Source organism: Lysobacter sp. Root690 (genome assembly GCF_001427785.1).
In the GTDB taxonomy this organism is placed as follows: domain Bacteria; phylum Pseudomonadota; class Gammaproteobacteria; order Xanthomonadales; family Xanthomonadaceae; genus Lysobacter.
The window spans coordinates 756,216-781,603 of sequence record NZ_LMHM01000013.1 but is presented as its reverse complement, the minus strand read 5'-3'; the positions used below and the strand labels follow the sequence as shown (position 1 = coordinate 781,603).

The window sequence follows — 25,388 nt, the reverse complement described above, 5'->3', positions numbered from 1 at the left end:
CAAATCCATCCCGCAGCGGATGTTTGCGGCACCGCAGCATGGCGCCGCATAATCGATGGGTTCCGGCCACCACCCTCGCGGGCCGGCCCTCACGCCACAGTTTCGGAGTTCCGCCATGAGCGATGTCGTCATCGTCGGTGCCAAGCGCACCGCCATCGGTTCCTTCCTCGGCCAATTCACCGGCGTCCCGACCCCGACCCTGGGCAGCGCCGCGATCACCGGCGCGCTCGAGCAGGCCGGCGTGGCCGCCGACCAGATCGACGAAGTCATCATGGGCTGCGTGCTGCCGGCCGGCCTCGGCCAGGCCCCGGCGCGTCAAGCCGCGCTCGGCGCGAACCTGCCGGTCTCGGCCGGCTGCACCACCATCAACAAGGTGTGCGGTTCGGGCATGAAGGCGATCATGCTGGGCCACGATCTGATCAAGGCCGGCTCGGCCAAGCTGGTCGTCGCCGGCGGCATGGAGTCGATGACCAATGCCCCGCACGTGCTCAACAATTCGCGCACCGGCATCCGCTACGGCAGCGCCGAAATGCTCGACCACATGGCCTGGGATGGCCTGACCAATCCCTACGACGGCAAGGCCATGGGCGTGTTCGGCGACGCCGCCTGCGCCAAGTACGATTTCGACCGCGCCGCGATCGACGCCTACTCCGAAGAGAGCGTCAAGCGCGCCCAGGCCGCGCAGAATGGCGGCCATTTCAAGGACGAAATCGTTCCGGTGACGGTCAAGGGCCGCAAGGGCGACGTTGTCGTCTACGCCGACGAAGAGCCCGCCAAGATCGACGTGGCCAAGATCCCGACCCTGCGTCCGGCGTTCGGCAAGGACGGCGTGCTGACCGCCGCCGCGTCCTCGAAGATTTCCGACGGCGCCGCCGCCACGCTGCTGATGTCGGCCGACGAAGCCGCCGCGCGCGGGCTCAAGCCGCTGGCCCGGATCGTCGCCCACGCCGGCCACGCGCAGGCCCCGGAATGGTTCACCACCGCGCCGGTGAAAGCGATTTCCAACGTGCTCGAAAAGGCCGGTTGGACGGTCGCCGACGTCGATCTGTTCGAGATCAACGAGGCGTTCTCGGTGGTCGCCATGGCGCCGATGAAGGACCTGGGCATCAGCCACGACAAGCTCAACGTCCACGGCGGCGCGGTCGCGCTGGGCCACCCGATCGGCGCCAGCGGCGCCCGCCTGGTGGTCACCCTGATCAACGCCCTGCGCATCCGCGGCGGCAAGCGCGGCGTCGCCTCGCTGTGCATCGGCGGCGGCGAAGCGACCGCGATCGCGATCGAGCTGCTGTGAGCGAGAACTGCGGTAAGCAAGAAGTTAAAAACGCGTTGCACAAAAAAAACCGGCATGCCGCTTGACACACGTCACCGGCTTGTCATCATGTTATCGGCGCGCAACTGCGCGTTGCCTAACTAAACGACGAGGAATCCGACATCATGAATTTCAACAAGGCGCTGATCGCCCTGGCTCTGGGCCTGGCCCTGGCCGCTTGCTCGAACCAGAAGCAGGCCGAAGAAGCTTCCGCCGACGCCGCTGCCGCTTCGACCGAAGCTCAGGCCGCTGCTGACACCGCCGCTGCCGCTGGCGACGCCGCCACCGCCGACGCCGCTGCTGCTTCGGCTGACGCCGCTGCCTCGGCTGCCGACGCCGCCGCCACCTCGGCCGACGCCGCTGCCAACGCTGCGACCCCGGCTGCTGCCGACGCCGCTGCCGACGCCGCCAAGAACGCTGCCGACGCCGCTGGCCAGGCTGCCGACGCTGCCAAGGACGCTGCCGCTCCGGCGGAAGCTGCCAAGGAAGAAGCGAAGAAGTAATATCGCGCAAGCGATACTGCTAGTTCCGACGCGAAAACCTCGTGTCGAACGGGAAAGCCGCCGGTTATCCGGCGGCTTTTTCCGTAAGGTCAGTGAACGATCGAAGCCGGCTTGCCGGACCGCTGCGAGCACTGGCGTTGCCTGACAGATCCACTAGACGTTTTATCTCAGACAACTCCTCAGGAGACATCTCATGAAGACCCATCTCTACGTCCTGCTCGCCGCCGCCGTCCTGGCACTGTCGGCTTGCGCCCAGAAGTCCGAAGAAGCCAAGGACGCCGCTGCCGAAGCCTCGGCCGCCGCCGAGCAGGCGGGCGATTCCGCCGCCAAGGCTGCTGACGCCGCCGGCACCGCCGTCGCCGAAGGCGCCAACGCCGCCGCCGCTGCCGCGTCCGACGCCGCCGCCAATGCCGGCGCCGCCGCCGACAACGCCGCCGCTGCCGCTGGCAACGCCGCCGATTCGGCCGCTGCCGCCGCCAGCAACGCTGCCGACTCCGCCGCCGCCGGTGCCGCCGACGCTGCCGCCAAGGCCGCCAACGCGACCGCCGACGCTGCGAACAAGGTCGCCGACAAGGCCGACGCTGCCGCCGCTGAAGCCAAGAAGGAAGAAGCCAAGCACTAATCGGCTTGCGTTTCGTTCACTGAAAGGCCCGCGCAAGCGGGTCTTTCTTTTTGTGGGCGAGGGTTTTTCGCAGATATCAGGCCCGCGCAAGCGGGTTTTGTTTTGATTGCTTTGTTCTGACGTGCGGCGACGCTGACGCTTGCAGGCCCTCACCCTAGCCCTCTCCCGCAAGCGGGAGAGGGAACGTTCTCGCTGCCTGAGCAGTTCCGATACCCGCTTCGCGCGCAACTATATGCAAATCGCGAACACGCTCCCTCTCCCGCTTGCGGCGACCGAAGGAAGTGCACAGCTGAGAGGGTTAGGGTGAGGGCCTCAGGCCAATCGACATCTTCATCAACTCCGTCACCCAATCACGAAACACGGATCACCCCCACGCCACTCCACCGCGCCTCGTCGCCACCGGACACACCTTCCGTGCGCATACGCTTGCGTGCGTTGCGAAACCTGAGCCGAAAGTGATTGGCCCGCGGCGACGCTTTATGCTTTGATGCCGCGTCCAAGCATCCGGCTGTCACGCAATGCCCGCGATCACTTCCCAACTCGACCCGCGCTCGCAGGATTTCCGCGACAACGTGGCCTATCACCAGGCCCTGGTCGAAGAACTCGACGCGCGGCTGGCGCGCGCCGCGCACGGCGGCGGCGACAAGGCCCGCGCCAAGCACACCGAACGCGGCAAGCTGCTGGCGCGCGACCGCATCGCCGCCCTGCTCGACCCGGGCTCGCCGTTCCTGGAAATCGCCCCGCTCGCCGCCGAAGGCATGTACGACGGCGCCGCGCCGGCCGCCGGCATGGTCGCCGGCATCGGCCGGGTCCAGGGCCAGGAAGTGGTGATCGTCGCCAACGACGCCACCGTCAAGGGCGGCACCTACTTCCCGATGACGGTGAAAAAGCATCTGCGCGCGCAGGAGATCGCCCGCGAGAACCACCTGCCGTGCATCTACCTGGTCGACTCCGGCGGCGCGTTCCTGCCGCTGCAGGACGAGGTCTTCCCGGACAAGGAACACTTCGGCCGCATCTTCTACAACCAGGCCCGGCTGAGCGCGGAGAACATCCCGCAGATCGCCGTGGTCATGGGCAGTTGCACCGCCGGTGGCGCCTACGTGCCGGCGATGTGCGACGAATCGATCATCGTCAAGGAACAAGGCACGATCTTCCTCGGCGGCCCGCCGCTGGTGAAGGCCGCGACCGGCGAAGTGGTCGACGCCGAAGCGCTCGGCGGCGCCGAGGTGCATACCACCGTGTCCGGCGTGGCCGATCATTTCGCCGAGGACGATCGCCACGCGCTGCAGATCGCGCGCGAGATCGTCGCCAACCTCAACCGGCGCAAGGTGCTGCCGGTCGCGGTGCAGCCCTCGCGCGAACCGCTGTACGCCGCCAACGAGCTGTACGGCATCGTGCCGAAAGACACCCGCCGCCCGTTCGACATCCGCGAAGTGATCGCGCGCATCGTCGACGGCAGCGACCTGCAGGAATTCAAGGCGCGCTACGCCAAGACCCTGATCACCGGCTTCGCCCATGTCCACGGCTATCCGGTCGGCATCGTCGCCAACAACGGCATCCTGTTCGCCGAGAGCGCGCTCAAGGGCGCGCACTTCATCGAGCTGTGCAACCAACGCGGCATCCCGCTGGTGTTCCTGCAGAACATCACCGGCTTCATGGTCGGCAAGAAGTACGAGAACGCCGGCATCGCCAAGGACGGGGCCAAGATGGTCACCGCGGTGGCCTGCTCGCACGTGCCCAAGTTCACCGTGGTGATCGGCGGCAGCTTCGGCGCCGGCAACTACGCCATGTGCGGGCGCGCTTACGGCGCGCGCTTCCTGTGGATGTGGCCGAACGCGCGCATCAGCGTGATGGGCGGCGAACAGGCCGCGTCCGTGCTCGCCACCGTGCGCCGCGACGGCATCGAAGCGGCCGGCAAGGTGTGGACGCCGGCGGAAGAAGAAACCTTCAAGTCGCCGATCCGCGATCAGTACGAAAGCCAGGGCAACCCCTACTACGCCAGCGCGCGGCTGTGGGACGACGGCATCATCGATCCGGCCGACACCCGCCGCGTGCTCGGTCTGGCGCTGTCGGCCAGCCTCAATGCGCCGATCGAGGACCGCACACGCTTCGGCGTGTTCCGCATGTAATGTTCCGCCTGTAACCGGCTGCAAGAGACCGCTTGGCATGATCGTCGGGATAGACCTGGGTACGACCCATTCGCTGATCGGCGTATACGGGCCCGACGGCCCGCGCCTGATCCCCAATGCGCTCGGCGCGTTGTTGACCCCGTCGGTGGTCAGCGTCGGCGACGACGAGAAAGTCATCGTCGGTCGCGCCGCGCGCGAGCGGCTGGTCTCGCACCCGCGGCGCAGCGTCGCCGCGTTCAAGCGCTGGATGGGCACCGACCGGGTCACCGCGCTGGGCACACACCGGTTCCGACCAGAGGAACTGTCGGCGCTGATCCTCAAATCGCTGATCGCCGACGCCGAGGCCGAACTCGGCGAGAAGGTCGAAGAAGCCGTCATCAGCGTGCCGGCGTATTTCTCCGACAGTCAGCGCAAGGCCACGCGCATCGCCGGCGAGCTGGCCGGGATCAAGGTCGAGCGGCTGATCAACGAACCCACCGCGGCGGCGCTGGCCTACGGCCTGCAGCAACGCGACGGCGGCGGTCGTTACCTGGTGTTCGATCTGGGCGGCGGCACCTTCGACGTATCGATCCTGGAATTGTTCGAAGGCGTGATGGAAGTGCACGCCAGCGCCGGCGACAACTTCCTCGGCGGCGAGGATTTCACCCAGGCGCTGCTCAATGCGTTTCTCACCGACAGCGGCCTGTCGGCGAGCCAACTGGCATTGAGCGAACTGGCCACACTGGAACGCCGGATCGAAACGCTCAAGCACGATCTCGCGCGCGGCAACGAAGCCACCCTGGAACTGCCGCTGGCCGGCGAGCCGCGCCAATGGCGGATCGACGAAGCCGGTTTCGCCCGGGTCTGCGAACCGCTGGTGCAGCGCCTGCGCGCGCCGCTGGAACGCGCGATGCGCGACGCCAAGCTCAGCCCCGGCCAGCTCGACGAAATCGTCCTGGTCGGCGGCGCTTCGCGCATGCAGCTCAGCGCGCGTCTGGTCTCGCGCATGTTCGGCCGGCTGCCGCTGCGCCACGTCAATCCTGACGAAGCCATCGGCCTGGGCACCTGCGTCGCCGCCGGGATGAAGGCGCGCGATCAGTCGCTGGAAGAAATCATCCTCACCGACGTGTGCCCGCACACCCTCGGCGTGAACACCACCCGCGAATCGCAGGGCGGCTACACCTCCGGGGTGTTCTCGCCGATCATCCACCGCAACAGCACCGTGCCGGTGAGCCGGGTCGAGCGCTATTACCCGACCCACGACGGCCAGCGTCAGGTCGAAATCCAGATTTATCAGGGCGAAAGTCCGCGGGTCGAAAACAACGTACGCCTGGGCGCGATCTCGATCGACCTGCCGTCGCGGCGCCGCGACGAAAACGCGATCGACGTGCGCTTCACCTACGACATCAACGGCCTGCTGCAGGTCGAAGCGACCCTGGCCTCGACCGGGCTGCGCCACGAAGTGCTGGTGGAAAAGAACCCGGGCGTGTTGAGCCAGGAAGAAATCCGCGAACGCCTGGCCGCGCTGGCCGCGCTCAAGGTGCATCCGCGCGACCAGCAGGAAAACATCGCCCTGATCGCTCGCGCCGAACGCCTGTACGAGGAACTGCTGTGGGCGCGCGATCAGCTGCAGGCCGCGCTAGTGCAGTTCCGCGGCGTGCTCGACCTGCAGGACAGCGCGGTGATCAGCGAGCACCGCGGCGAATTCGTGCGCTTCCTCGACGCGGTCGAATCCCAGGGCTACACATGAACCCGTTCGTCCGGCTGGGGGTGTCGGCGGACGCGGACGAAGCGCAGATCAAGCGCGCTTACGCCAAATTGCTGCGAATCACCCGCCCCGACGACGATCCGGCGGGTTTCCAGCAATTGAACGATGCTTATCAACGTTGTCTTGCATCGGCGCGGCAGCGTGCATTGGCGACGGACGAAGCCGGTGTCGATGCTCACGATCGGCAGGGCCGCGAGGACGACGCGCAGGGCGACGATGCCTGGACCGCGGCCGATGCGTTCGAGTTCACGCCGATCGCGACCAAACCGCAGGTGCAGGCGCCCGAGTTCGATCACGAACCGCGCATCGTCGCGCCGCCCGATCCCTCGCCGCGTCCCATTGCGATCCCGCCGGCACCCGATCCGTTCGCCCGACCGAACGCTGCAGCGGGTGCATCCGCGCACACCGCTGCGCGCCCGATCCCGCGATCGACCCATCTGCACGCGGCGGCAACGGCGCCGATCCACGACGCCGAGTACGAACCGACATTCGACAGCCAACGCTTCCTGGCCGAATTGAGCCACATCGCCCACACCCGCCCGGCCGAGGAACTGGAGCGCTGGCTGCGAGAGAGTCCGGCCTTGTATTCGGTCGCGCGCAAACAGACGCTGGCGCCGGCGCTGGTGACCTGTCTGAGCGAGCAACCCACGCTTTACCTCAGGCAGCTCGATGTCGTGCTGCATTTCTTCGACCTCGACACCGTCCACGAACGCACCTCGTCCCTGCAGGCGCGCATCGCCGACCTGCGCGCGCGAGCGCGTGCGCGCGGCCTGGATTTCCGCGAGCTGGAGTTCGACCCCAACCCGCGACCGGGCAAGCGCGCGGCGGGTTTCCGGATGACCCCGCAGATGGTGTTCTACCTGTTGATCGGCCTGGTCATGGTCGGCCGCATGCTCAAGGCCGTGTCCGAATCGGGCCACTCATGAGCCCGTTCGAACGCCTCGGCCTTGCGCCGGACGCGGACGAACGCGAGATCAAGCTCGCCTACGCGCGCGAGCTCAAACGCGTGCGTCCCGACGAAGATCCGCAGGGCTTCCAGGCGCTGCACGACGCCTATTCGCAGTGCCTGGCCTGGGCGCGGCGGACGCCGGACCAAGCCGATGACGATGAAGAAAACGAAGGCGAATTGAGCTTTCGCCTGGACGAAGACGAGTTCCGGCGCATGCTCGACCGCGTCGCGCAAACCGAATTCGCGGACGAAATCACTCACAGCACGATCGAACTGACCGCGCCCGCGGCACCGTTGCCGATCAATCCCGACCTTGCCGAACCGATGCCGTCCGCACCGTGGCAATACCAACAGACTTCGCCCGCACCCGGCCCCGACGCCTGGCCGCACCTCGATATTCCCGTCGCGACTAAAGCCCGCGCCATCGCCTGGCAATACGAATTCGAATCCACCGAACTGCTCGAGGAATTGATCGACATCGCTCGCAGCCATCCGGTGCGGGAGATCGAGCGCTGGCTGCATGCGCATCCGGATTTGTACTCGGTCGAACACAAGCAGGCCGTGGCCAACGCACTGGTCGAGCACCTGCTGGACGAACCACCGCTGCCGCTGGCGGCGTTGGAAACGCTGCTGCGGTTCTTCGATCTCGACGCCATCCATCCCGGCTTCCCGCGTCGGCACGAAGACGTGGCCGTGCTGCGCACCCAATCGCTGCATCACGGCGTGGTCATCGCTGAATTGCGCGGCGAACATCGCAGCCCCGCCGCGCATCGGCGTTATCGCAGCCGCGAAGTGCGCTGGTTCTGGTTCTGGATCGCGGCGATGCTCGCCGTCGCCCTGGTGCGCGTGTTCAGCGCGGCGCGTACGTCATGAACCCGTTCGAGCATCTGGGCATCGAGCCGGGCGCGGACGAGCGCGAGATCAAGCGCGCCTATGCGCGCAAGCTGAAAATCAGAAGACCGGATGAGGATTTGGAGGCGTTCCAGGCCTTGCGTGAAGCTTATGAACTTTGCCTGGAATACGCGCGCAATTCCGATTCAATCACGCTGCCCACCATGCGTGGGGCAACGGATCTGGCAATCGATCTCGCAACAAATCCACCGCCAGCGCCAGATCCCGAAGCAGTTGCTGCGCTAGCGCGCGCGCATAACGCCCGCAGTGAGTGGACTTCGCGAGCCACCGACCATTCCTGGGAGCGACGGGCGTTCGCCGAAGCCACTGCGCTGGCGTCGTCGGAACGCGAATTCAACCCGCACACGTTTCTCAAGGAATTCGATCAAGCTGCCCAAAGGCTACCGGCCAAACGACTGCACGAGTGGCTGAGGGAAAGACCGGAACTCTATGCGATCGATCACCAGCGTGCCGTCGCGTCGGTACTGATCGCGCATCTGCGGCGCAGGGATCCGGCCATATACCTCGAACAATTAAGCATTACGCTGTGCTACTTCGGTTTTGATATTCCGGACGTTTACTACGACGACATGCCCCAACCCTATCGTGGGCTCTACATCATGTCGCGCGAGCGAGGCCTGGACCTGCGCGTGTTCGATCCGGACGACCTGCCTGACTGGAAACCGGCAACCCGTTGGGAAATTATAAAGGTCCTGTCGAGCTTCCTGCTACTCAGCACGGTTCTAGTGACGATGGTGTGGGAGATATGCAATCGCCTGGGGTTCAAATGAATCCCTTCGACTTGCTCGACCTAACGCCTACGAACGACGAGCGCGAGATCAAGCGCGCTTATGCGCGCCGGCTCAGGCAGGTGCGCCCCGACGACGATCCGGTCGGTTTCCAGGTCCTGCATGAGGCGTATCAGGATTGCCTGAGTTATGCGCAGCATGTGCGTTGGCAGGCGATGCAGGACGCCGAGGTCGGAGTCGATGAGTCGGCGCTGACCAACCACGCCAATGAACACGGCGATATCCCGAACGACTCCAACGTCGCCGCGCAAGCGCAGAGCCATGCCGATCGTACGCGCGAAGCACGAATCGACGACGAGCCTGACCACGAGGCTCAGCGCAAGCCCGACCACGAGCCAGACGAACTCACGCCGCCGATGCGCGAATTCGACTTCAACGCGTTCATGCACGAGCTGCTGCAACGCGCCGCTTATCAACCCAGCGCCGGCCTGGCGCGCTGGCTGCGCGAATCCGAACCGCTGTATTCGCTGGACCTCAAGCTCGCCCTGCGCGCGCCGGTCTCGCAGGTATTGGCCCAGATCGAACGTCCGCTGCCGGTCGAAACCACCGCGGTGATCTTCGAATTCTTCTCGCTCGACGTGGTCGGCGAGCTCGACGCCTGGCTGCACGAACACGCGGCGCGGGCGCGCGACCGGGCCGAGTCCAACCAGCGCTTCCAATACACCCTGGAAGCGCTGCAATCGCCGCGGGTCAAACCGGTCGACCGCTTGCTGACACGCGAACTGGCGCAGCCGCGACATTGGCCGCGGCGCCTGTTCATTGCCTTGGTGCCGTTGCTGCCAATGCGGCTGATGGGCGCGCTCAAGGCCCTGCAAGGGATCGATCCTCAGCAGGCGGCCGCGCGGCTCGACGGCGAAAGCGTGAACTTCTGGCAGCGCGCGACCGATCCGCTTCGGCTGTCGCTGCCGCGGCTGGCGATCGCGTCGGTGCGGATTGTGGTGTATTACTTCGCCCTGATCGGCCTGATGAATTTGTTGATCGGCGCACTGGCGCCCTCGCCCGTGCGCGATCTGAGCGTCGCCTTCGCGATGTGGGCGGGCTGGGCCTGCGCGCAGGCCGCGAGCCTGCGCTGGTGGCCTACCGTCCTGGTCGAGCGTCTGGACCGTCGCACCGTGTTCTCGACGGTGGCCTTGATCGGCGCCGCGGTGCTCGCCCCCATCGATCCTTTCGTCGCCAGCGGGCTCGGCCTGATAGTCGCTCTGCTGGCCGGCTCCGAACGCAGCCCGATCCACGGAAGCCTGGCCCAATACGCGACCTACGCGATGTGCGCGGCGCTCGGCACCGTGCTGTTGCTGACGACCGGTTCGTGGCGCCTGACCATTCCGTACGCGCTGATCGGCACCGGTGCGCTGCACATCATCCATTCGGTGGCTTATGCGTGGTTCCGCAGCATCAGTGTGCCGCAGGCACGCACGCAGGTCGGCTGGTACTGGTATCTGATCGGCGTGTCGGGCGTGGCAATCGCGGTGGGGCTGTACAAGATGGCGAATGGTTAGCGCCGCATCGTCCGCCGTGCGCGCAAACGAAGCTCGCCCAGCACGGCTGGTTCGATCAGCGACTCAATCGGCCCGTTCATCGTCCTGAAAAATTTCTGAATTATTTTCGCCATGGGGCAACCGATCGCGATTGGCTGAACACGCGTCATTACGGGTGCTTTCGCATTCGCGCCATTGCCTGCGAAAACTGAATCGGAGTCGCCTTTTTCCGCAACTCAGAATGGTGAGATTCATCACAGTGGGCGCTTCGTATCAGCGTGTTAGGCTTCAAAGTTCACGCGTGTCATCACCTGATCCCCCGACCTGAGGAACACCGCGTCATGGCCATCTTCAACCAGCCCGCCCCGCCCAAGCGCGACAATCCGGTCCCGCCGCCGCAACCTGAAACCGCGCTCAAGCGCGAACCCGACACGCTCAACGAATTCTCCTTCGGCCAGCCCGCAGCGCCGGCGCCCGTCGCCGCCGCGCCCGCGCCGACGCCCGCGCCGGCTCCGCGTCAGGCCGAACAACCGGTGGTCAAGGAGTCGCTGATCGCCTCCGACCTGACCATCGAAGGCAAGATCCACGGCTCCGGCCACATCCGCATCGCCGGTCGTTTCAAGGGCGACGTGCAGGTCGACGGCGATCTCACCGTCGAACTCGGCGCCAAGCTCAATGGCGGCGTGCGCGCGCGCAAGGTCGTGATCGCGGGCGAACTGGAAGGCAACATCGAAGCGGCGCAGCGGGTGGAACTGCTCGAAAGCGGCGTGATGATCGGCGACGTCAAGGCCGGCGTGGTCACCGTCGCGGCCGGCGCGCGGGTCCGCGGCCAGGTCGAGTTCGGTTGGGAAGACAGCGGCAAGGCGGTCGCGCGCAACGACGGCGGCAAGTCCGACAAGTCGTCCGACAAGGGCGACAAGAACGCCAAGACGGAGACCAGCGCCGACTCATGAGCGCCGTTCGCCAGGGCATGCCCGGGGCGACGCGCATTTGTCCGCATTGCAAGGCGACGATCCTGGAAACAGCGAGCGTCTGTCCGGCCTGCCGGCACCATCTGCGTTTCGATTCCGATGCGAACGCGCGCGCGGCGGCGAGATTCTCGCCGCTGCACGTGGAGGGCACGATTCGCCATCCGCCCAGCGACGGCGCCTGGGAATATTCGATGGTCCTGTCGATCAAGAACGAACGCGGCGAGGAAATCACCCGCCAGGTGGTCGGCGTCGGGGCCTTGTTTCCCGGCGACGAACGCACCTTCACCCTCTCGGTCGAAGCATTCGAAGCGGTCGGCTACAAGGCCGCGAACAAGGGACGGCTGCGTCGCTGAAGCCACGCCGCGCCACCAGCCAGGAAAGGACCCCACTCGATGTCGGAACCCGCTTCGTTGTATGCGCGATTCACGCTCAGTCATGAGCAGTACGAAGCGTTCATGAATTCCACGCCGGCGCGTCCGGCGTCGTTCGACGATTGGCAAGGATGGTTCGATCGCCGGTCGATGGCCGGCGACGGCCGGGTCGGCGCGGAGATGCTGGTCGATCTCGACGCGGCCACCGTGGCCGATGTGATCAAGGCCTGGCGCGAAGACCCATGGACCGGCACCCCGCCAGTCGAGTACGACGAACTGCGCCGCACCTTGCGCATCGCGATGCTGCAGGCCTCGGAGAACTACATCGAAATGCTGCGCCTGCTCACGCCGCTGCGTGGCGCGGCCGCGTTCAACGAGGCGAGCGCCGACGATTTCGTGCTGATCTTCGATTATCTGTGGGGCGACAGCGAGATCAGTGCGTATCTGCTGATCGACCAGGGCCGCAGCCGTTTCGATGAGACGTGTGCTCCGCAGCACATGCAGGAGGCTCGGGGGTATCTCGAGGAAGCGCTGAATTACATGCAGAGCCGTGGCGGTTGAGTCGCGCCTGGGACATCGGGCTTGCGACGCAAGCTCCTGCATGGCGGTCGCGGCTTGCGCCGCTCCTACAGTGCGATACGCACCTTGCGCGGCGAACGACCGAAATCCTCATGGCCTACCTGTAGGAGCGGCGTAAGCCGCGACCGCAACGCCGCGCTTACGGCGAAATTCACAACGCGACCGCGACATCACAGCTACGACGCAATCTCATGCACGACGGTCGCGGCTCACGCCGCTCCTACAGTGCAATACGCCACGCACGCGGCGAACTTGTAGCTCTATCAATCCGACGGCCCACAATTATCGCAACCACCGCAATTCGGCCCACCCGCGCGCGGTGCCGGCGCGATGCGCTTGCCCAGTTCGCGCATCCAGCGCGGCCGACCGTCGCGCACCAGCGGCAAGGCGCAGGCGATGCGCAGCCGGCGCACGCCGCTCGGAAACTGTTTGCGCGCAACCACGATCGCGCTGACCAGCACCGCGATCGCGATCACCACATATTGCGCGAACAGGCCGGCGTCCATGGCGATCAGCCCGCGCCCAGCGCGACGGCGACCTGATAGGTCAACAGCGAGGCCAGGTACGCCAGCGCGAACAGATAGCCGGCGCTGATACCGACCTGCTTCCACGAATTGGTTTCGCGGCGGATCGTGGCCAAGGTCGAGATGCACTGCGGCGCGTAGATGAACCACACCAGCAGCGACAACGCGGTCGCCAGCGACCAGCCGTCGGTGATGATCGGGGTCAGCGCCTGCGCGGCGGCTTCGTCGTCGGCCGCCGACAGCGCATACACCGTCGCCAGCGAGGCCACCGCGACTTCGCGCGCGGCCAGTCCCGGGATCAGCGCGATGCAGATCTGCCAGTTGAAACCGATCGGCGCGAACACCGTGGTCATCGCATGACCGATGCGGCCGGCGAAGCTGTAGTCGATCGCCGGCAAGGTCGCGCCCTCGGGCGCGCCCGGGAACGACAGCAGGAACCACAGCAGCACGGTCAGCGCCAGGATGATGCCGCCGACCCGGCGCAGGAAGATCCACGCGCGTTCCCACAGGCCGATCAGCAGATCGCGCGGATGCGGAATGCGGTACGAAGGCAGTTCCAGCAGCAGCGCGTGCTCGCTCTTGTCGCGGCGCCACTTCTTCATCACCCACGACACCATCAGCGCGCTGAGGATGCCCGCCATGTACAGCGCGAACAGCACCAGGCCCTGCAGATTGAGCAAACCCCAGACCTTTTGCTGCGGAATGAACGCGCCGATCAGCAAGGCATACACCGGCAAGCGCGCCGAACAGGTCATCAGCGGCGCGACCATGATCGTGGCCAGTCGGTCGCGTGGGTCCTGGATCGAACGGGTCGCCATGATTCCGGGAATCGCGCAGGCGAAACTCGACAGCAGCGGAATGAACGAGCGACCGGACAGGCCGGCGCCGGCCATCATCCGGTCCAGCAGGAACGCCGCGCGCGGCAGATAACCCGATTCCTCCAGCGCCAGGATGAAGGCGAACAGGATCAGGATCTGCGGCAGGAACACCACCACCCCGCCGAGGCCGGCGATGATGCCGTCGACCATCAGACTGCGCAGCGGCCCGTCGGGCATGTTGGCGCCGACCCAGCCGCCGAGCCACGCGGTGATCGCCTCGATCCCGTCCATCAGCGGCGTGGCCCAGGCGTACACCGCCTGGAAGATCAGGAACATCACCAGCGCCAGCGACACCAGGCCCAGCACCGGATGCAGCAGCCAGCGATCGAGCGCATCGTCGATCTTGGCGGTGCGGGTCGGCATGCGCACGGTGAGTTCAAGCAAGCGCCGGGTCTCGGCGTGCAGGTCGGCGCCTTCGCGCAGTTGCACGGTCGGCTCGTGCGGTTCGCGCGGCGCGATCGCGATGCGGTCGAGCATCGCCACCAGTTCCTGCGCGCCGTTGCGCTTGACCGCGACCGTCGCCACCACCGGCACGCCGAGTTCGCGCTCCAGCGCGGCCAGGTCGATGTCGATGCCGCGACGCTTGGCCGCGTCCATCATGTTGACCGCGATCACCATCGGCCGGCCGAGTTCGCGCAATTCCAAAGCGAAGCGCAGATGCAGGCGCAGGTTGGTCGCATCGACCACGCACAGCAGCACGTCGGGCGCGCGTTCGCCCGGATAGAAACCGCGCAGCACATCGCGGGTCACGGCTTCGTCCAGGCTGGCCGCGCTCAGGCTGTAGGCGCCGGGCAGATCCAGCACTGCGTAGCTGCGTCCCGACGGCGCGTGCAGCCGCCCTTCCTTGCGCTCGACGGTGACGCCGGCGTAATTGGCGACCTTCTGCCGGCTGCCGGTCAGCAGATTGAACAAGGCGGTCTTGCCGCAATTCGGATTGCCGACCAGGGCCACGCGCATCGGCTGCGCGGCGCTGTTCGACGAACCGGCGACAGCGGCGGCGGCGGCGCTCATGCGGACTCCTCGATCAGTCGTACTTGCACGCGCGCGGCTTCGCTGCGGCGCAGGGCGAACCGGGTGTAGCCGATCTGCACCAGCAGCGGCTCGGCGGAGATCGGCCCGGCGGCCATCACCTCGACCCGCTCGCCGGCGACGAAACCCAATTCGCGCAGGCGTCTTGCGATGGTGTCGTTGGACGTGTGGTCATCGACGGTCTCGACCGTGGCGGCGGTGCGGCGCGGCAGTTCGGACAGCTTCAAGAGGCGGCTTCCACGAAGGGTGGCGTCCCAAATGGGAATTGTTCTCATTCTAGCACCGACCGCCGTACAGGGGCGGATGCGAGGGGCGCAACGCTATGATTCGCCAACTCCCACAAACTCCCCCATCCCCGATGAGCCACCCGCTGCTGAGCCTGCGCGAAGGGCCTGTCGCCCGCCTGCGCCTGAATCGCCCCGAATTGCACAACGCGTTCGACGCCATCCTGATCGCCGCATTGACCGGCGCCCTGGACGCGGTCGCCGCCGACGACAGCGTGCGGGTGGTGGTGATCGAGGGCGAAGGCGCCTCGTTCTCAGCCGGCGCCGATCTGAACTGGATGCGCGGCATGGCCCAGGCCGGCGAGGACGCCAACCGCGAGGACGCGCTGGCGCTGGCCCGCTTGATGCGCACGCTCAACGAACTGCCCAAGCCGACCCTGGCCCGGGTTCAGGGCGCGGCGTTCGGCGGCGGGGTCGGTCTGGTCGCCTGCTGCGACATCGCCATCGCCGCGCCCGAAGCCAAGTTCGGCCTGACCGAAAGCAAGCTCGGCCTGTTGCCGGCGGTGATCTCGCCGTACGTGATCGAGGCGATCGGCGCTCGCGAATCGCGGCGCTGGTTCGCGACCGCGGAAATCTTCGATGCCGCCACCGCGCTGCGCATCGGACTGCTGCACGAGGTCGTCGCCGCCGATCAGCTCGATGCGGCGATCGACCGGCAGATCGGCCTGCTGCTCAAGGCCGGCCCACGCGCGGCCGCGCACGCCAAGACGCTGGTGCGCCGGGTCGCCGGCGAACGCGACGGCGCGCGCCTGGACGCCGACAACGCCGCGCTGATCGCCGGCTTGCGCGTGTCCGCCGAAGGCCAGGAAGGTCTGACGGCGTTCCTCGACAAGCGCAAAGCCAACTGGTGTCCCTGAGCTGACAGCCCTCGTCCATCACCGTCCCCGGCCACGCCCGCTCGCGCGAGCCGCGCCCTGCCCCCGCCGCTTTCGCAAGGTGTACGCCATGTTCGATCATCTGGGTTTCTCGGTTTCCGACCTGCAACGCAGCCACGATTTCTATCTGCGCGCCCTGGCCCCGCTCGGCTACAAACTGGTGATGTCGATCACCAAGGAACAGACCGGCGGCTACGAAGGCCACGCCTTCGGTCCGACCCAGCAGCCCGCGTTCTGGATCGGCACCGGCGCGAACGTCTCGCGCGGCCTGCACTTCGCCTTAAGCGCGCAAAGCGCCGCGCAGGTCGAAGCCTTCTACGCCGCCGCATTGGCCGCCGGCGGACGCGACAACGGCGCGCCGGGTCTGCGCGAACACTACGCGCCCGGTTATTTCGGCGCGTTCGTGCTCGATCCCGACGGCAACAACGTCGAAGCGGTGTACCGCGGCCCGGCGGCGTGAGATCGCGCTCGACGACGGCAACCAAGCGCACCAAAAACGCACGATCGATGCTCCGCGCCGTGCCGCAAACCCATTCCGCGACCGCCACGCGCTACAAACCCCGCTGATTTCGGCGAGAATCCGCTTATCGCGCGCGCCGTTCCGCGGTCCGCACCTCCTTCCACCGCGCCCCGGCGCGACTGACTTGCGACCCGACCTGACATGTTCGAGAAGATCCTGATCGCCAACCGCGGCGAGATCGCCTGTCGCGTCATCCGCACCTGCCGCAAGCTCGGCATCCGCACTGTCGCGGTCTACTCCGAAGCCGACGCCGATGCCCAGCACGTGCGCCAGGCCGATGAGGCCTACCCGATCGGCGGGCCGCGTCCGGCCGACAGCTACCTGCGCGGCGACGCGATCATCGAAGTGGCGCGGCGCAGCGGCGCGCAGGCGATCCATCCCGGTTACGGCTTCCTCAGCGAGAACGCCGATTTCGCCGACGCGGTCGAAGCCGCGGGCATCGCCTTCATCGGCCCGAAAGCCGCGTCGATGCGCAAGATGGGCAGCAAGGCCGGGGCCAAGGAACTGATGCAGGCCGCCGGCGTGCCCGTGGTGCCCGGTTACACCGGCGAAGACCAGGACCCGGCCCATCTGCACCGCGAAGCCGATCGCATCGGTTATCCGCTGATGATCAAGGCCGCGCACGGCGGCGGCGGCAAGGGCATGCGAATCGTGCGCGACAGCGGCGAATTCCTGGCCAACCTGGAAAGCTGCCAGCGCGAAGCGCGCAACGCCTTCGGTCGCGACCGGGTGCTGCTGGAGCGCTACGTCGAACAGCCGCGCCACATCGAAATCCAGATCTTCGGCGACGCCAACGGCCAGGTGATCCACCTCAACGAGCGCGAATGCTCGGCCCAGCGCCGTTACCAGAAGGTGCTGGAAGAATCGCCCTCACCGTTCCTGAGCGCGCTGCAGCGCGCGCAGATGGGCGCGGCGGCGGTGATGGCCGGGCATGCGATCGACTACGTCAACGCCGGCACGGTCGAATTCATCGTCGGCCAGGATGGCGGTTTCTATTTCATGGAGATCAACACGCGCCTGCAGGTCGAGCATCCGGTCACCGAACTGGTCACCGGCCTGGATCTGGTCGAATGGCAGCTGCGCGTCGCCGCCGGCGAACCTTTGCCGCAGCCGCAGGACGCGATCGTCCAGCGTGGCCACGCGATCGAAGTGCGCCTGTACGCCGAAGACCCGGAAGCCGGGTTCCTGCCCGGCTCGGGCAAGCTCGAACGCCTGCGCCTGCCGCCGGCCGACGCGCACGTGCGCCTGGATTCGGGCGTGATCGAAGGCGACACGGTGACGATCTTCTACGACCCGATGATCGCCAAGCTGATCGTGTTCGACCTCGATCGCCCGCGCGCCTTGGCGCGCTTGCGCGCGGCGCTGGCGCAGTGCGAGATCGTCGGGCCGAAATCCAACATCGAATTTCTCGAACGCCTCGCCCGTCATCCGGCGGTGGTCGGCGGCACGATCGACACCGGTTATCTCGACCGTCATCTCGACGAGTTCATGCCGGCGGCGAGCGGCGACGACGAAAACGGCGATCGCGACCTGCTGATCGGCGCGACCGTGGCCGAACTGCTGAGCCAGGAACAGCGCAGCCGCGAAGCGGCCTCGGCGTCGAACGACCCGAGCTCGCCGTGGGCGATCGCCGACGGTTGGCGCCTGGGCCACGGCGGCCGCCGCAGCCTCGCCTTCGTGCGTCGCGACGAACGCCTGGAGCTGCAGGCGCAGGGCAGCGGCGGCGAGTACCGGATCGAAATCCCGGCGCAGTCCGAGGCCGCCCACGTGGTCAACGGCGCGCGCCTGCATGGCAGCGAACTGAGCCTGCGCATCGACGGCCGCGCGCGCCGGCTGAGTGCGCTCGGCGATGGCACCCGCGTGGTCATGCACGACGGCGAACGCCGCCTGCGCCTGGACGCGGTGCCGATGTACCACCACCAGCAAAGCGCCGCGGCCGGCTCGGGCAACAACGTCAACGCGCCGATGCCCGGCCGCGTGGTCGTGGTCAAGGCCGCGCCGGGCGACAGCGTCGAGGCCGGCCAGGAAGTGATGGTGATCGAGGCGATGAAGATGGAGCTCAGCCTGAAGGCGCCGCGCGCGGGGACGATCGCCGAGGTGCGCGCGGCGGCTGGGGATTTCGTCGAGGCTGATGCGGTGTTGGTGACGTTGGAGACTGTTTGAGTTTGAGTTTGTGCGTGTGCGTGTGTGCGCGGATCGCTGCGGCGGTCTGCGCGCCAGGTTGCCTGTTGGCGACACGACCAAGGCTTTGATCGAACCTACGAGGTTCGCACGCTCTCTCCTACCGTCATTCCCGCGAAGGCGGGAATCCAGTGCCTTTCGTGCGAGAACCTTTGAAGTCGCTGGATTCCCGCTTTCGCGGGAATGACGACCTGGAGAGAACTCGCTGAAGTCTCTGGATTCCCGCCTTCGCGGGAATGACGGCCTGAACGATGGCGCTAAAGTCTCTAGATTCCCGCCTTCGCGGGAATGACGGCTTGAAGGAAACGAATGGATAACGGCCGTGACGGAAACAAGGAGCCGAAGGCCTTGTGGAACCGGCCGAACCCCACCCGCTTGACCACCACCCCCATCCGCGCCGAATAATGGCCGCGCAAACGCTTCAATCCCGGCTGGGAGCGCCGGATTCCTCGGCCGCCGAATCTTCGGCGGCCCCTGGTCTGTGTGTTCTATGGAGGGACGTCCCATGCGTTTTTGCACGCTGTCGTCGCAGGTACGAAAACTGTTCGCCGCCGGCCTCGCGCTGGCCCTGCTGAGCGGATGCAGCACCACCACGTTCGAATCGCCGCCTAGCGGCACCCAGGTCGCGTGCGATCCGCGTCTGGTCGGCCAATGGCTCAGCGGCGAATGGACGGAACACGGCGCGCTGGAGCCCAGGCGCGGGCATGAAGACACCGAGCGCATGAGCATCCTGCCCAAGGATTGCGGATTGATCCTGCGCAAGACCGGCGAGTGTCCCGAAGATCTGGTCGGCTATCGTTTTTCATACTTGCCCGATGCCGCCGGCGGGTACATCGTCGCGACCCGGGCCACGCTCGCGACTCAACCGGCTTCGTGCCAGGGCATGCCGGATAACGACTCAACGGACGACAACACAGCGCAACAAGGGCGTTACACGATCCTGCGCTATGTCGTCGCTCCGGACAGAATCGCCATCCACAGCGTCGACACCTTGCGCGTGGCGCGCCTGATCGCCGCGGGAACGCTACCCGGCAGCATTGAGAACACCGAGTTCGGAATCGAAGACGGCAAGATCGCCTCGGCCGCACAACTGGACGCGTTGCTGCGCGAAAAGAAGGCGAACGATGACGAGCCGCAGATCGCCGCCTCGGTGAAAGGCAGCAGCCAGCAGGTCGATGCCTTGCTGGCCTCGCGCAAGGATCTGTTCTTCGCCACGCCGGGCGTCATTCTGCGACGCGACGGTAAGGCCTCGCCTGCGCCGCCGCGCAAGGCGACTACGAAGCCGGCGCCGCGCGCGAACCGTTAACGCAGCGAACGCGAATCCGTAGCGCGCCCACCCAACCGGTCGGCGCGATCGCAACGATCCGCGCAACGCCGCATCCCCTGTTTACGACCGCGATACGGCTTGAATGCATGTCGCCAGTCGCCATCTGTTTACGGAGACTTCCCCAATGCCTGCCCACTTCCACCCGATCGCCGGTTTGCGCGCGTTAGCCGCGGCCATCGTCCTGTCCGCCTCGCTGTCCGGCTGCCTGATGGTCGAACATCCGCCGTCGGCCGCGATGGCCTGCGATCCGGCCCTGGTCGGCGAGTGGGGGCTGGTCAAGGGCGAAGGCATCCTCGGCTCGTCCACGCGCGCCGACGAGGACACCGATTTCACCGTCGACGACGAACGCCGCCTGCGCATCGATGCGCAGTGCCGCGCCTACCTGCCGGCGAAATTCGAACCGCGCCAGATCGAGTTGCGCGTGTACAAAGCCGACGGCCATCGTTATCTGGGGCTGGACTTCGCCGATGTCTGGATGCTGCTGGCCGGCGGCAAGGGCGAGGCGGAAGCGGCCAGAAACCAGGCCGCGAAGGACTACCCGAACGTGGTCAGCCTGCTGCGCTACCAAGCCGGCCCCGACTCGCTGAGCGTCGATGTGGGCAATCCGGATCAGCTCAAGCGCATCGTTCAAGAACGCAACGCCGAGACCCCGGTCGCCGAGGCCGATCGCCCGGACTGGCTCACCGGCGATGCCAAGCAGATTCGCCAGCTATTGCGTGCCAATCCGCAGCTTTTCTCCCTGCCCGATGGCGACACGGTTTATCGTTTCAAACGTATATCCCCTGCTGCGCGCTGAGAGGCTGCCATGACCCTGCCGGATCCCCGCCTCTCCAGCGCCGCCCCCGGCCTCGCCGATCCTCGCGTTCCGGCGTCCGGCCCTCGCTTGGGCTACCGCGGCCCAGCTGGACTCGCGCGCGGGCCTGGGCGGCCACGCACCCGCCTGCTGCGCGCCGCGCTCGCCGTGGCGCTGGCCACGCTGAGCGGCTGCGTCGCCTTCGAACGCGCCCCGGTCGACGAACTTGCCTGCGACCCCGACCTGCCCGGCACCTGGCAGCTCAAGGCCGAGGGCGTCGCCAAGACCATCCGCATCGACGCGCGCTGCCACACCGAAGACTGGCCGAACATGGGCGAGCAGACCATGGCGCTGGACCTGACCGGCTTCGTCCTGGGCCGCGACCGCTACATCGTCATGCCGCCGTCCGTCGCCCAGCGCGCGATCGGTGCGCCCGGCGATGCGTTGATCAAGGGCTCGCCGGCCGGTTCGGTGTTCCTGATCCTGTACCGTATCGACGATGGCCGGGCCCGGGCCTGGCTTCCGGACTCGCAACGCGCGTTGGAGGCGATAGCGGCCGGCACCTTGAGCGGGCGTAAACTCGACGAGAAATTCGCGCTGATCGAAGGATCGGCGCAGGACATCCGCACCGCGCTGACCCAACACGGCGCGGTGCTGTACGACACCGAGAAGGAGGCGATCGTGCTGCAACGCGCTGCCTCTGCAAGCACAGCTCCTGCAAGCGCTGCCTCTGAAAGCAAGGATTCCAGATGACCCAACCCGCTTCCGTACGCATCGTCGAAGTCGGTCCGCGCGACGGACTGCAGAACGAGAAATCGCAGATCGCCACCGCCGACAAGATCGCGTTGATCGACCGTCTGTCGGCGACCGGGCTGCGCAGCATCGAGGCGACGAGTTTCGTCAGCCCCAAGTGGGTGCCGCAACTGGCGGATGCGGCCGAAGTCTTCGCCGGCATCGCGCGCCGGCCCGGCGTGCATTACCCGGTGCTGGTGCCCAACGAACAAGGCTACGAGCGAGCGCGCGCGGTCGGGGTCGAAGAGATCGCGGTGTTCACCGCGGCGTCCGAAGCGTTCAACCGCACCAACATCAACGCCAGCATCGACGAATCATTGGCGCGGTTCGCACCGGTCATGGCACGTGCCAAGGCCGACGGCGTGGCGGTGCGCGGTTATGTCTCCACCGTGCTGGGCTGTCCTTACCAGGGCGAAGTGCCGGTCAGCGACGTGGTGCGGGTGGCCAAGGCGCTGCACGCGATGGGCTGCTACGAGGTGTCGCTCGGCGACACCATCGGCGTGGGCACGCCGGGCAAGGCGCGCGCGATGTTCAAGGCGGTCGCCTCAGAAGTGCCGGTCGCGGCGCTGGCGGTGCATTTCCACGACACCTACGGCCAGGCGCTGTCGAACATCCTCGCCTGCCTGGAAGAAGGCGTGGCGGTGGTCGATTCGGCCGTGTCCGGCACCGGCGGCTGTCCCTACGCCAAGGGCGCCAGCGGCAACGTCGCCAGCGAGGACGTGGTGTACATGCTGCACGGCCTGGGCATCGAGACCGGCGTGGACTTGAACGCACTGGCCGACACCGGCCGCTGGCTCGCCGGCCTGCTCGGACGCGAGACCGGCAGCAAGGTCGGCAAGGCGCTGGCGGCCGCGTGAACGCCGACGCGCCCGCCGATCGCCCGATCCCGCCCGCCCCTGCGGCGGCGACGGACACGACGGACGCCACCATCGACGCGCTGCGACGCGCACTCGACGAACCCGATCTGAGCGACAGCCTGCGCGCGACTTTGTCGGAGGCGATCGACGCGCTGCGCCGCAGCGACGGCTCGCTGTACCGCGCCGCCTTCGACGCGATTCCCGACCTGGTCACCGTGCTCGACGAAGTCGGCACGGTGATCGAGATCAATCGCGAAGGCACCCGCGCGCATCGGCGCATACGCGAGGAAATCGTCGGTCAGCCGATCCACGTGCTCAATCCCGAACTGCCGCGCGAACACCTGGCGCCGGTGTGGGAAACCTTGAACCGTGGCGAGAGCTACATCATCGAGGTCACCAACAAGCGCGGCGACGGCACCCGCTTCCCGGTCGAAGTGCATTCGGCCGGCTTCGAGCACGAGGGCCAGCGCCGGATCATCGCGGTCGCGCGCGACCTCAGCAGCCGCGCCGACACCGAACTGCGTTTCCGCGAACTGGTCGAGTCGATCGATCGCGGCGTGATCGTGCAGGACCACTCGCTGCGGATCATCTACGCCAACAGCGCGGCGATGCGCCTGCTGTCGCTGCACAGCGGCATGAGCATCGCCGACGAACTCAGCTCGGGCGACTGGCTGCTGGTCGACGAACGCGGCCACGAACTGGCCACCGACCAATACCCCTCGCAGATCGCGCTGGCCACCGGCCGCGTGGTCGACAGCACCGTGCTGGGGCTGTATCACCGCGAACGTCGCGAATTGATCTGGCTCGCGGTCACCGCGGTGCCGCAGTTCCCGCCCGGCGGCGACCGTCCGCATCAGGTGTTCGCGCTGTTCTCCAACGTTACCGCGCTCAAGCGCGACAGCGCCCTGTTCGACCGCGCCCAGGCCCTGGCCCACATCGGCGGCTGGGAATGGGACGCCGGCCGCGATCGCCTGTACCTGACCTTCGAAGCCGCGCGGATCATCGGCCGCGAGGCCGAGCCGGAGCAGATCGACGACCTGCTCGAATGCCTGCTGCCGCTCGATCGCCACCGCCTGCGCAACGCGCTCGAACGCACCCTCGCCGGCGGCCGCGGCATCGACATGGAACTGCAGGGCACGCGGTCCGACGGCGGCGGTTTCTGGGTCCGCGCGATCGGCGACGCCAGCGCCGCCGATCCGGTCCGGCAGGTGCTCACCGGCACCCTGCAGGACATCACCGAACGCAAGCACGAAGAAGAACAACTGCGCATCCAGGCGCGCAGCGATCCGCTCACCGGCCTGCTCAACCGCGACGCGGTCCAGGCCGAACTCGAACGCCGCCTGGACATCTACCCGCACTCGCCGCTGGCGGTGCTGTACATCGACCTGGACCGCTTCAAGGTGGTCAACGACGTGCTCGGCCACGCCGCCGGCGACCGCCTGCTGGCCTCGGCCGCGCGCCGCATCCGCCTGGCCGCCGGCGATCAGGCGCTGATCGCGCGTTTCGGCGGCGACGAATTCCTGCTGGTGTGCTCGCTCGACGACGATCCGCTGCGCGGCGAACGCCTCGCCGACGCGATCCTGGAGATCTTCGGCGACAGCTTCCGCGTCGACGGCGAGGAATTCAGCATCACCGCCAGCATCGGCATCGCCCAGGCGCCGCTCGACGGCCGCACCGCGCAGCAGCTGATCCAGAGCGCCGACGTCGCGATGTACGACAGCAAGCGCCGCGGCCGCAACAGCTGGCAGGCGTTCACCCCGGAACTGGCCGAACAGCAACTGCACCGCCTGCAACTGGAAACCCATCTGCGCCGCGCGGTCCACAACGACGAATTCCATCTGGTCTATCAACCGCAGGTCGATCTCAGCGACGGCCGGGTGGTGGCGATCGAAGCGCTGATCCGCTGGCGCAACCGCTCGCTCGGCGAAATGCGCCCGGACCGTTTCATCGACCATGCCGAAACCACTGGCGACATCGTCGGCATCGGCGGCTGGGTCCTGCACGAAGCCTGCCGGCAGTTGCGCGCGTGGCGCGACGAAGGCCTGCATATCGAGCGCGTCGCGGTCAACGTGTCCTACCGCCAGTTCCTCGGCGACGACCTGGCCAACAACGTCGGCGCCGCATTGGCCGAATACGGCCTGCCCGGCAGCGCGCTGGAACTGGAATTCACCGAGCGGGTCTTGATCGAGGACGCGCCCGACACCGTGCGCACCTTTACCCGCTTGCGCGAACTCGGGGTCAACCTGTCGATCGACGATTTCGGCGAAGGCTACAGCGCCCTGAATTATCTGCGCCGTTTGCCGATCCACGGGCTCAAGCTCAGCCAGTTGTTCGTGCAGGGCGTGCCCGACAACCAGTCCGACGTCGCGGTCTGCCAGGCCGTCACCGGCATCGCCCGCAGCCTGGGCCTGGGCATGGTCGCCGAGGGCGTGGAAACCGAACGCCAGCGCGCGTTCCTGCGCGAACTCGGCGTGCTGATCGGCCAGGGCTTCCTGTTCGCGCCGGGGCTGGCGCCGGACGACCTGCGCGATTACTGCCGGGCGCAGAAGCTGCTCTGATCGCGCTGGGCGGCGATCGCGCCATAGGCTGATGCCTCAGCATCGGTCATCGGCAAGGACGCGATCCTCGCCTGCGCCGACATGACCGACCATCGCATTCACCGATGCGCATGCGGCGCCGATCATCTATAGCGGTATTGCGCCCAGACGACGCGAAAACCTTCGGCGCGTAGTTGCGCCTGCGGTCGTGAGTCCGGCGGTCGGCGCCGGCCCTCATCGAACGCGATTGAACGCGATCCTCCGACAGCGAGCCCAGTTCGTTCAACCCACTTCACGACGTCGCGATCGCGACGTTTGAACTGTCGTGCATGACACGAATGCGCGTGCGATCGACGCGATCGGCGACGCCGTGGCCGCGCACACGCTTCGTCCAAGCCGCTCGCAACGACTCGTTGCGCATCCGCACCCAAGCCCC

At 67.0% G+C, this 25,388-nt stretch carries 23 protein-coding genes; 20 read left to right on the top strand and 3 right to left on the bottom strand.

All coding sequences use genetic code 11. The features are described from left to right. Nucleotides 1–115: 115 nt before the first annotated feature. The 12 genes from ASD86_RS15415 (at nucleotide 116) to ASD86_RS15360 (ending at nucleotide 12,337) form a co-directional block, all read left to right on the top strand. Nucleotides 116–1,291, top strand: coding sequence for a thiolase family protein (locus ASD86_RS15415; RefSeq protein ID WP_056112155.1), 1,176 nt, complete (start codon nucleotides 116–118; stop codon nucleotides 1,289–1,291). 143 nt (nucleotides 1,292–1,434) lie between these two features. Beyond that, the gene (locus ASD86_RS15410; RefSeq protein ID WP_056112151.1) at nucleotides 1,435–1,812 is read left to right on the top strand and encodes a hypothetical protein; all 378 of its coding nucleotides are present in this window, start codon (nucleotides 1,435–1,437) and stop codon (nucleotides 1,810–1,812) included. 193 nt (nucleotides 1,813–2,005) lie between these two features. Next, the gene (locus tag ASD86_RS15405) at nucleotides 2,006–2,434 is read left to right on the top strand and encodes a hypothetical protein (RefSeq protein WP_082578377.1); all 429 of its coding nucleotides are present in this window, start codon (nucleotides 2,006–2,008) and stop codon (nucleotides 2,432–2,434) included. A gap of 518 nt (nucleotides 2,435–2,952) precedes the next feature. Beyond that, nucleotides 2,953–4,563 carry a carboxyl transferase domain-containing protein gene (locus tag ASD86_RS15400; RefSeq protein ID WP_056112148.1) on the top strand — a complete coding sequence of 537 codons (1,611 nt, stop codon included), beginning with the start codon at nucleotides 2,953–2,955 and terminating at the stop codon, nucleotides 4,561–4,563. Nucleotides 4,564–4,600: 37 nt separating this feature from the next. Beyond that, entirely contained in the window at nucleotides 4,601–6,292 is a 1,692-nt protein-coding gene (locus ASD86_RS15395) for a molecular chaperone HscC (RefSeq protein ID WP_056112143.1), read from the top strand. After that, nucleotides 6,289–7,236: a hypothetical protein gene (locus ASD86_RS27435; RefSeq protein ID WP_056112136.1), complete on the top strand. Its 948-nt coding sequence runs from the start codon at nucleotides 6,289–6,291 to the stop codon at nucleotides 7,234–7,236. The genes ASD86_RS15395 and ASD86_RS27435 overlap by 4 nt, the downstream gene beginning before the upstream one ends. Next, nucleotides 7,233–8,132: a J domain-containing protein gene (locus ASD86_RS15385; RefSeq protein WP_056112133.1), complete on the top strand. Its 900-nt coding sequence runs from the start codon at nucleotides 7,233–7,235 to the stop codon at nucleotides 8,130–8,132. Before ASD86_RS27435 ends, ASD86_RS15385 begins: the two co-directional genes overlap by 4 nt. Then, nucleotides 8,129–8,941 carry a hypothetical protein gene (locus ASD86_RS27430; protein WP_056112130.1) on the top strand — a complete coding sequence of 271 codons (813 nt, stop codon included), beginning with the start codon at nucleotides 8,129–8,131 and terminating at the stop codon, nucleotides 8,939–8,941. The genes ASD86_RS15385 and ASD86_RS27430 overlap by 4 nt, the downstream gene beginning before the upstream one ends. Beyond that, nucleotides 8,938–10,455 (top strand): J domain-containing protein, encoded by a 1,518-nt coding sequence (locus tag ASD86_RS15375; RefSeq protein WP_056112125.1) that lies wholly within the window; start codon nucleotides 8,938–8,940, stop codon nucleotides 10,453–10,455. Before ASD86_RS27430 ends, ASD86_RS15375 begins: the two co-directional genes overlap by 4 nt. A 320-nt stretch (nucleotides 10,456–10,775) precedes the next feature. Next, on the top strand, nucleotides 10,776–11,387 hold the full coding sequence (locus ASD86_RS15370; RefSeq protein ID WP_056112122.1) for a polymer-forming cytoskeletal protein: 612 nt from the start codon (nucleotides 10,776–10,778) through the stop codon (nucleotides 11,385–11,387). Further along, complete coding sequence (locus tag ASD86_RS15365) at nucleotides 11,384–11,758, top strand: hypothetical protein (RefSeq protein WP_036108424.1); 375 nt, start codon at nucleotides 11,384–11,386, stop codon at nucleotides 11,756–11,758. The genes ASD86_RS15370 and ASD86_RS15365 overlap by 4 nt, the downstream gene beginning before the upstream one ends. 39 nt (nucleotides 11,759–11,797) lie before the next feature. After that, nucleotides 11,798–12,337: a hypothetical protein gene (locus tag ASD86_RS15360; RefSeq protein WP_056112118.1), complete on the top strand. Its 540-nt coding sequence runs from the start codon at nucleotides 11,798–11,800 to the stop codon at nucleotides 12,335–12,337. A gap of 281 nt (nucleotides 12,338–12,618) precedes the next feature. Here the strand turns inward: ASD86_RS15360 and ASD86_RS15355 are convergent, their stop codons facing one another. The 3 genes from ASD86_RS15355 to ASD86_RS15345 are packed head-to-tail and all read right to left on the bottom strand — an operon-like array spanning nucleotide 12,619 to nucleotide 15,013. After that, the gene (locus tag ASD86_RS15355) at nucleotides 12,619–12,861 is read right to left on the bottom strand and encodes a DUF6587 family protein (protein ID WP_056112116.1); all 243 of its coding nucleotides are present in this window, start codon (nucleotides 12,859–12,861) and stop codon (nucleotides 12,619–12,621) included. A gap of 5 nt (nucleotides 12,862–12,866) precedes the next feature. After that, nucleotides 12,867–14,768, bottom strand: coding sequence for a ferrous iron transporter B (locus tag ASD86_RS15350; RefSeq protein WP_056112113.1), 1,902 nt, complete (start codon nucleotides 14,766–14,768; stop codon nucleotides 12,867–12,869). Beyond that, nucleotides 14,765–15,013: a FeoA family protein gene (locus ASD86_RS15345; RefSeq protein WP_046656967.1), complete on the bottom strand. Its 249-nt coding sequence runs from the start codon at nucleotides 15,011–15,013 to the stop codon at nucleotides 14,765–14,767. The genes ASD86_RS15350 and ASD86_RS15345 overlap by 4 nt, the downstream gene beginning before the upstream one ends. 131 nt (nucleotides 15,014–15,144) lie before the next feature. Here ASD86_RS15345 and ASD86_RS15340 point away from each other — a divergent pair, with 131 nt between their 5' ends. The 8 genes from ASD86_RS15340 (at nucleotide 15,145) to ASD86_RS15305 (ending at nucleotide 24,973) form a co-directional block, all read left to right on the top strand. Further along, on the top strand, nucleotides 15,145–15,927 hold the full coding sequence (locus ASD86_RS15340; RefSeq protein WP_056112109.1) for an enoyl-CoA hydratase-related protein: 783 nt from the start codon (nucleotides 15,145–15,147) through the stop codon (nucleotides 15,925–15,927). Nucleotides 15,928–16,015: 88 nt separating this feature from the next. Then, entirely contained in the window at nucleotides 16,016–16,405 is a 390-nt protein-coding gene (locus ASD86_RS15335) for a VOC family protein (protein ID WP_056112106.1), read from the top strand. Nucleotides 16,406–16,606: 201 nt separating this feature from the next. Then, on the top strand, nucleotides 16,607–18,628 hold the full coding sequence (locus ASD86_RS15330; RefSeq protein ID WP_056112103.1) for an acetyl/propionyl/methylcrotonyl-CoA carboxylase subunit alpha: 2,022 nt from the start codon (nucleotides 16,607–16,609) through the stop codon (nucleotides 18,626–18,628). Between the two features lie 523 nt (nucleotides 18,629–19,151). Further along, nucleotides 19,152–19,952 (top strand): hypothetical protein, encoded by an 801-nt coding sequence (locus ASD86_RS15325; protein WP_056112101.1) that lies wholly within the window; start codon nucleotides 19,152–19,154, stop codon nucleotides 19,950–19,952. 145 nt (nucleotides 19,953–20,097) lie between these two features. Then, complete coding sequence (locus tag ASD86_RS15320; protein ID WP_056112097.1) at nucleotides 20,098–20,769, top strand: hypothetical protein; 672 nt, start codon at nucleotides 20,098–20,100, stop codon at nucleotides 20,767–20,769. 9 nt (nucleotides 20,770–20,778) lie between these two features. Next, the gene (locus tag ASD86_RS15315; RefSeq protein WP_157476687.1) at nucleotides 20,779–21,519 is read left to right on the top strand and encodes a hypothetical protein; all 741 of its coding nucleotides are present in this window, start codon (nucleotides 20,779–20,781) and stop codon (nucleotides 21,517–21,519) included. Further along, complete coding sequence (locus ASD86_RS15310; protein ID WP_056112092.1) at nucleotides 21,516–22,415, top strand: hydroxymethylglutaryl-CoA lyase; 900 nt, start codon at nucleotides 21,516–21,518, stop codon at nucleotides 22,413–22,415. Before ASD86_RS15315 ends, ASD86_RS15310 begins: the two co-directional genes overlap by 4 nt. Further along, nucleotides 22,412–24,973: an EAL domain-containing protein gene (locus ASD86_RS15305; RefSeq protein ID WP_157476685.1), complete on the top strand. Its 2,562-nt coding sequence runs from the start codon at nucleotides 22,412–22,414 to the stop codon at nucleotides 24,971–24,973. The genes ASD86_RS15310 and ASD86_RS15305 overlap by 4 nt, the downstream gene beginning before the upstream one ends. Nucleotides 24,974–25,388 lie beyond the last annotated feature (415 nt).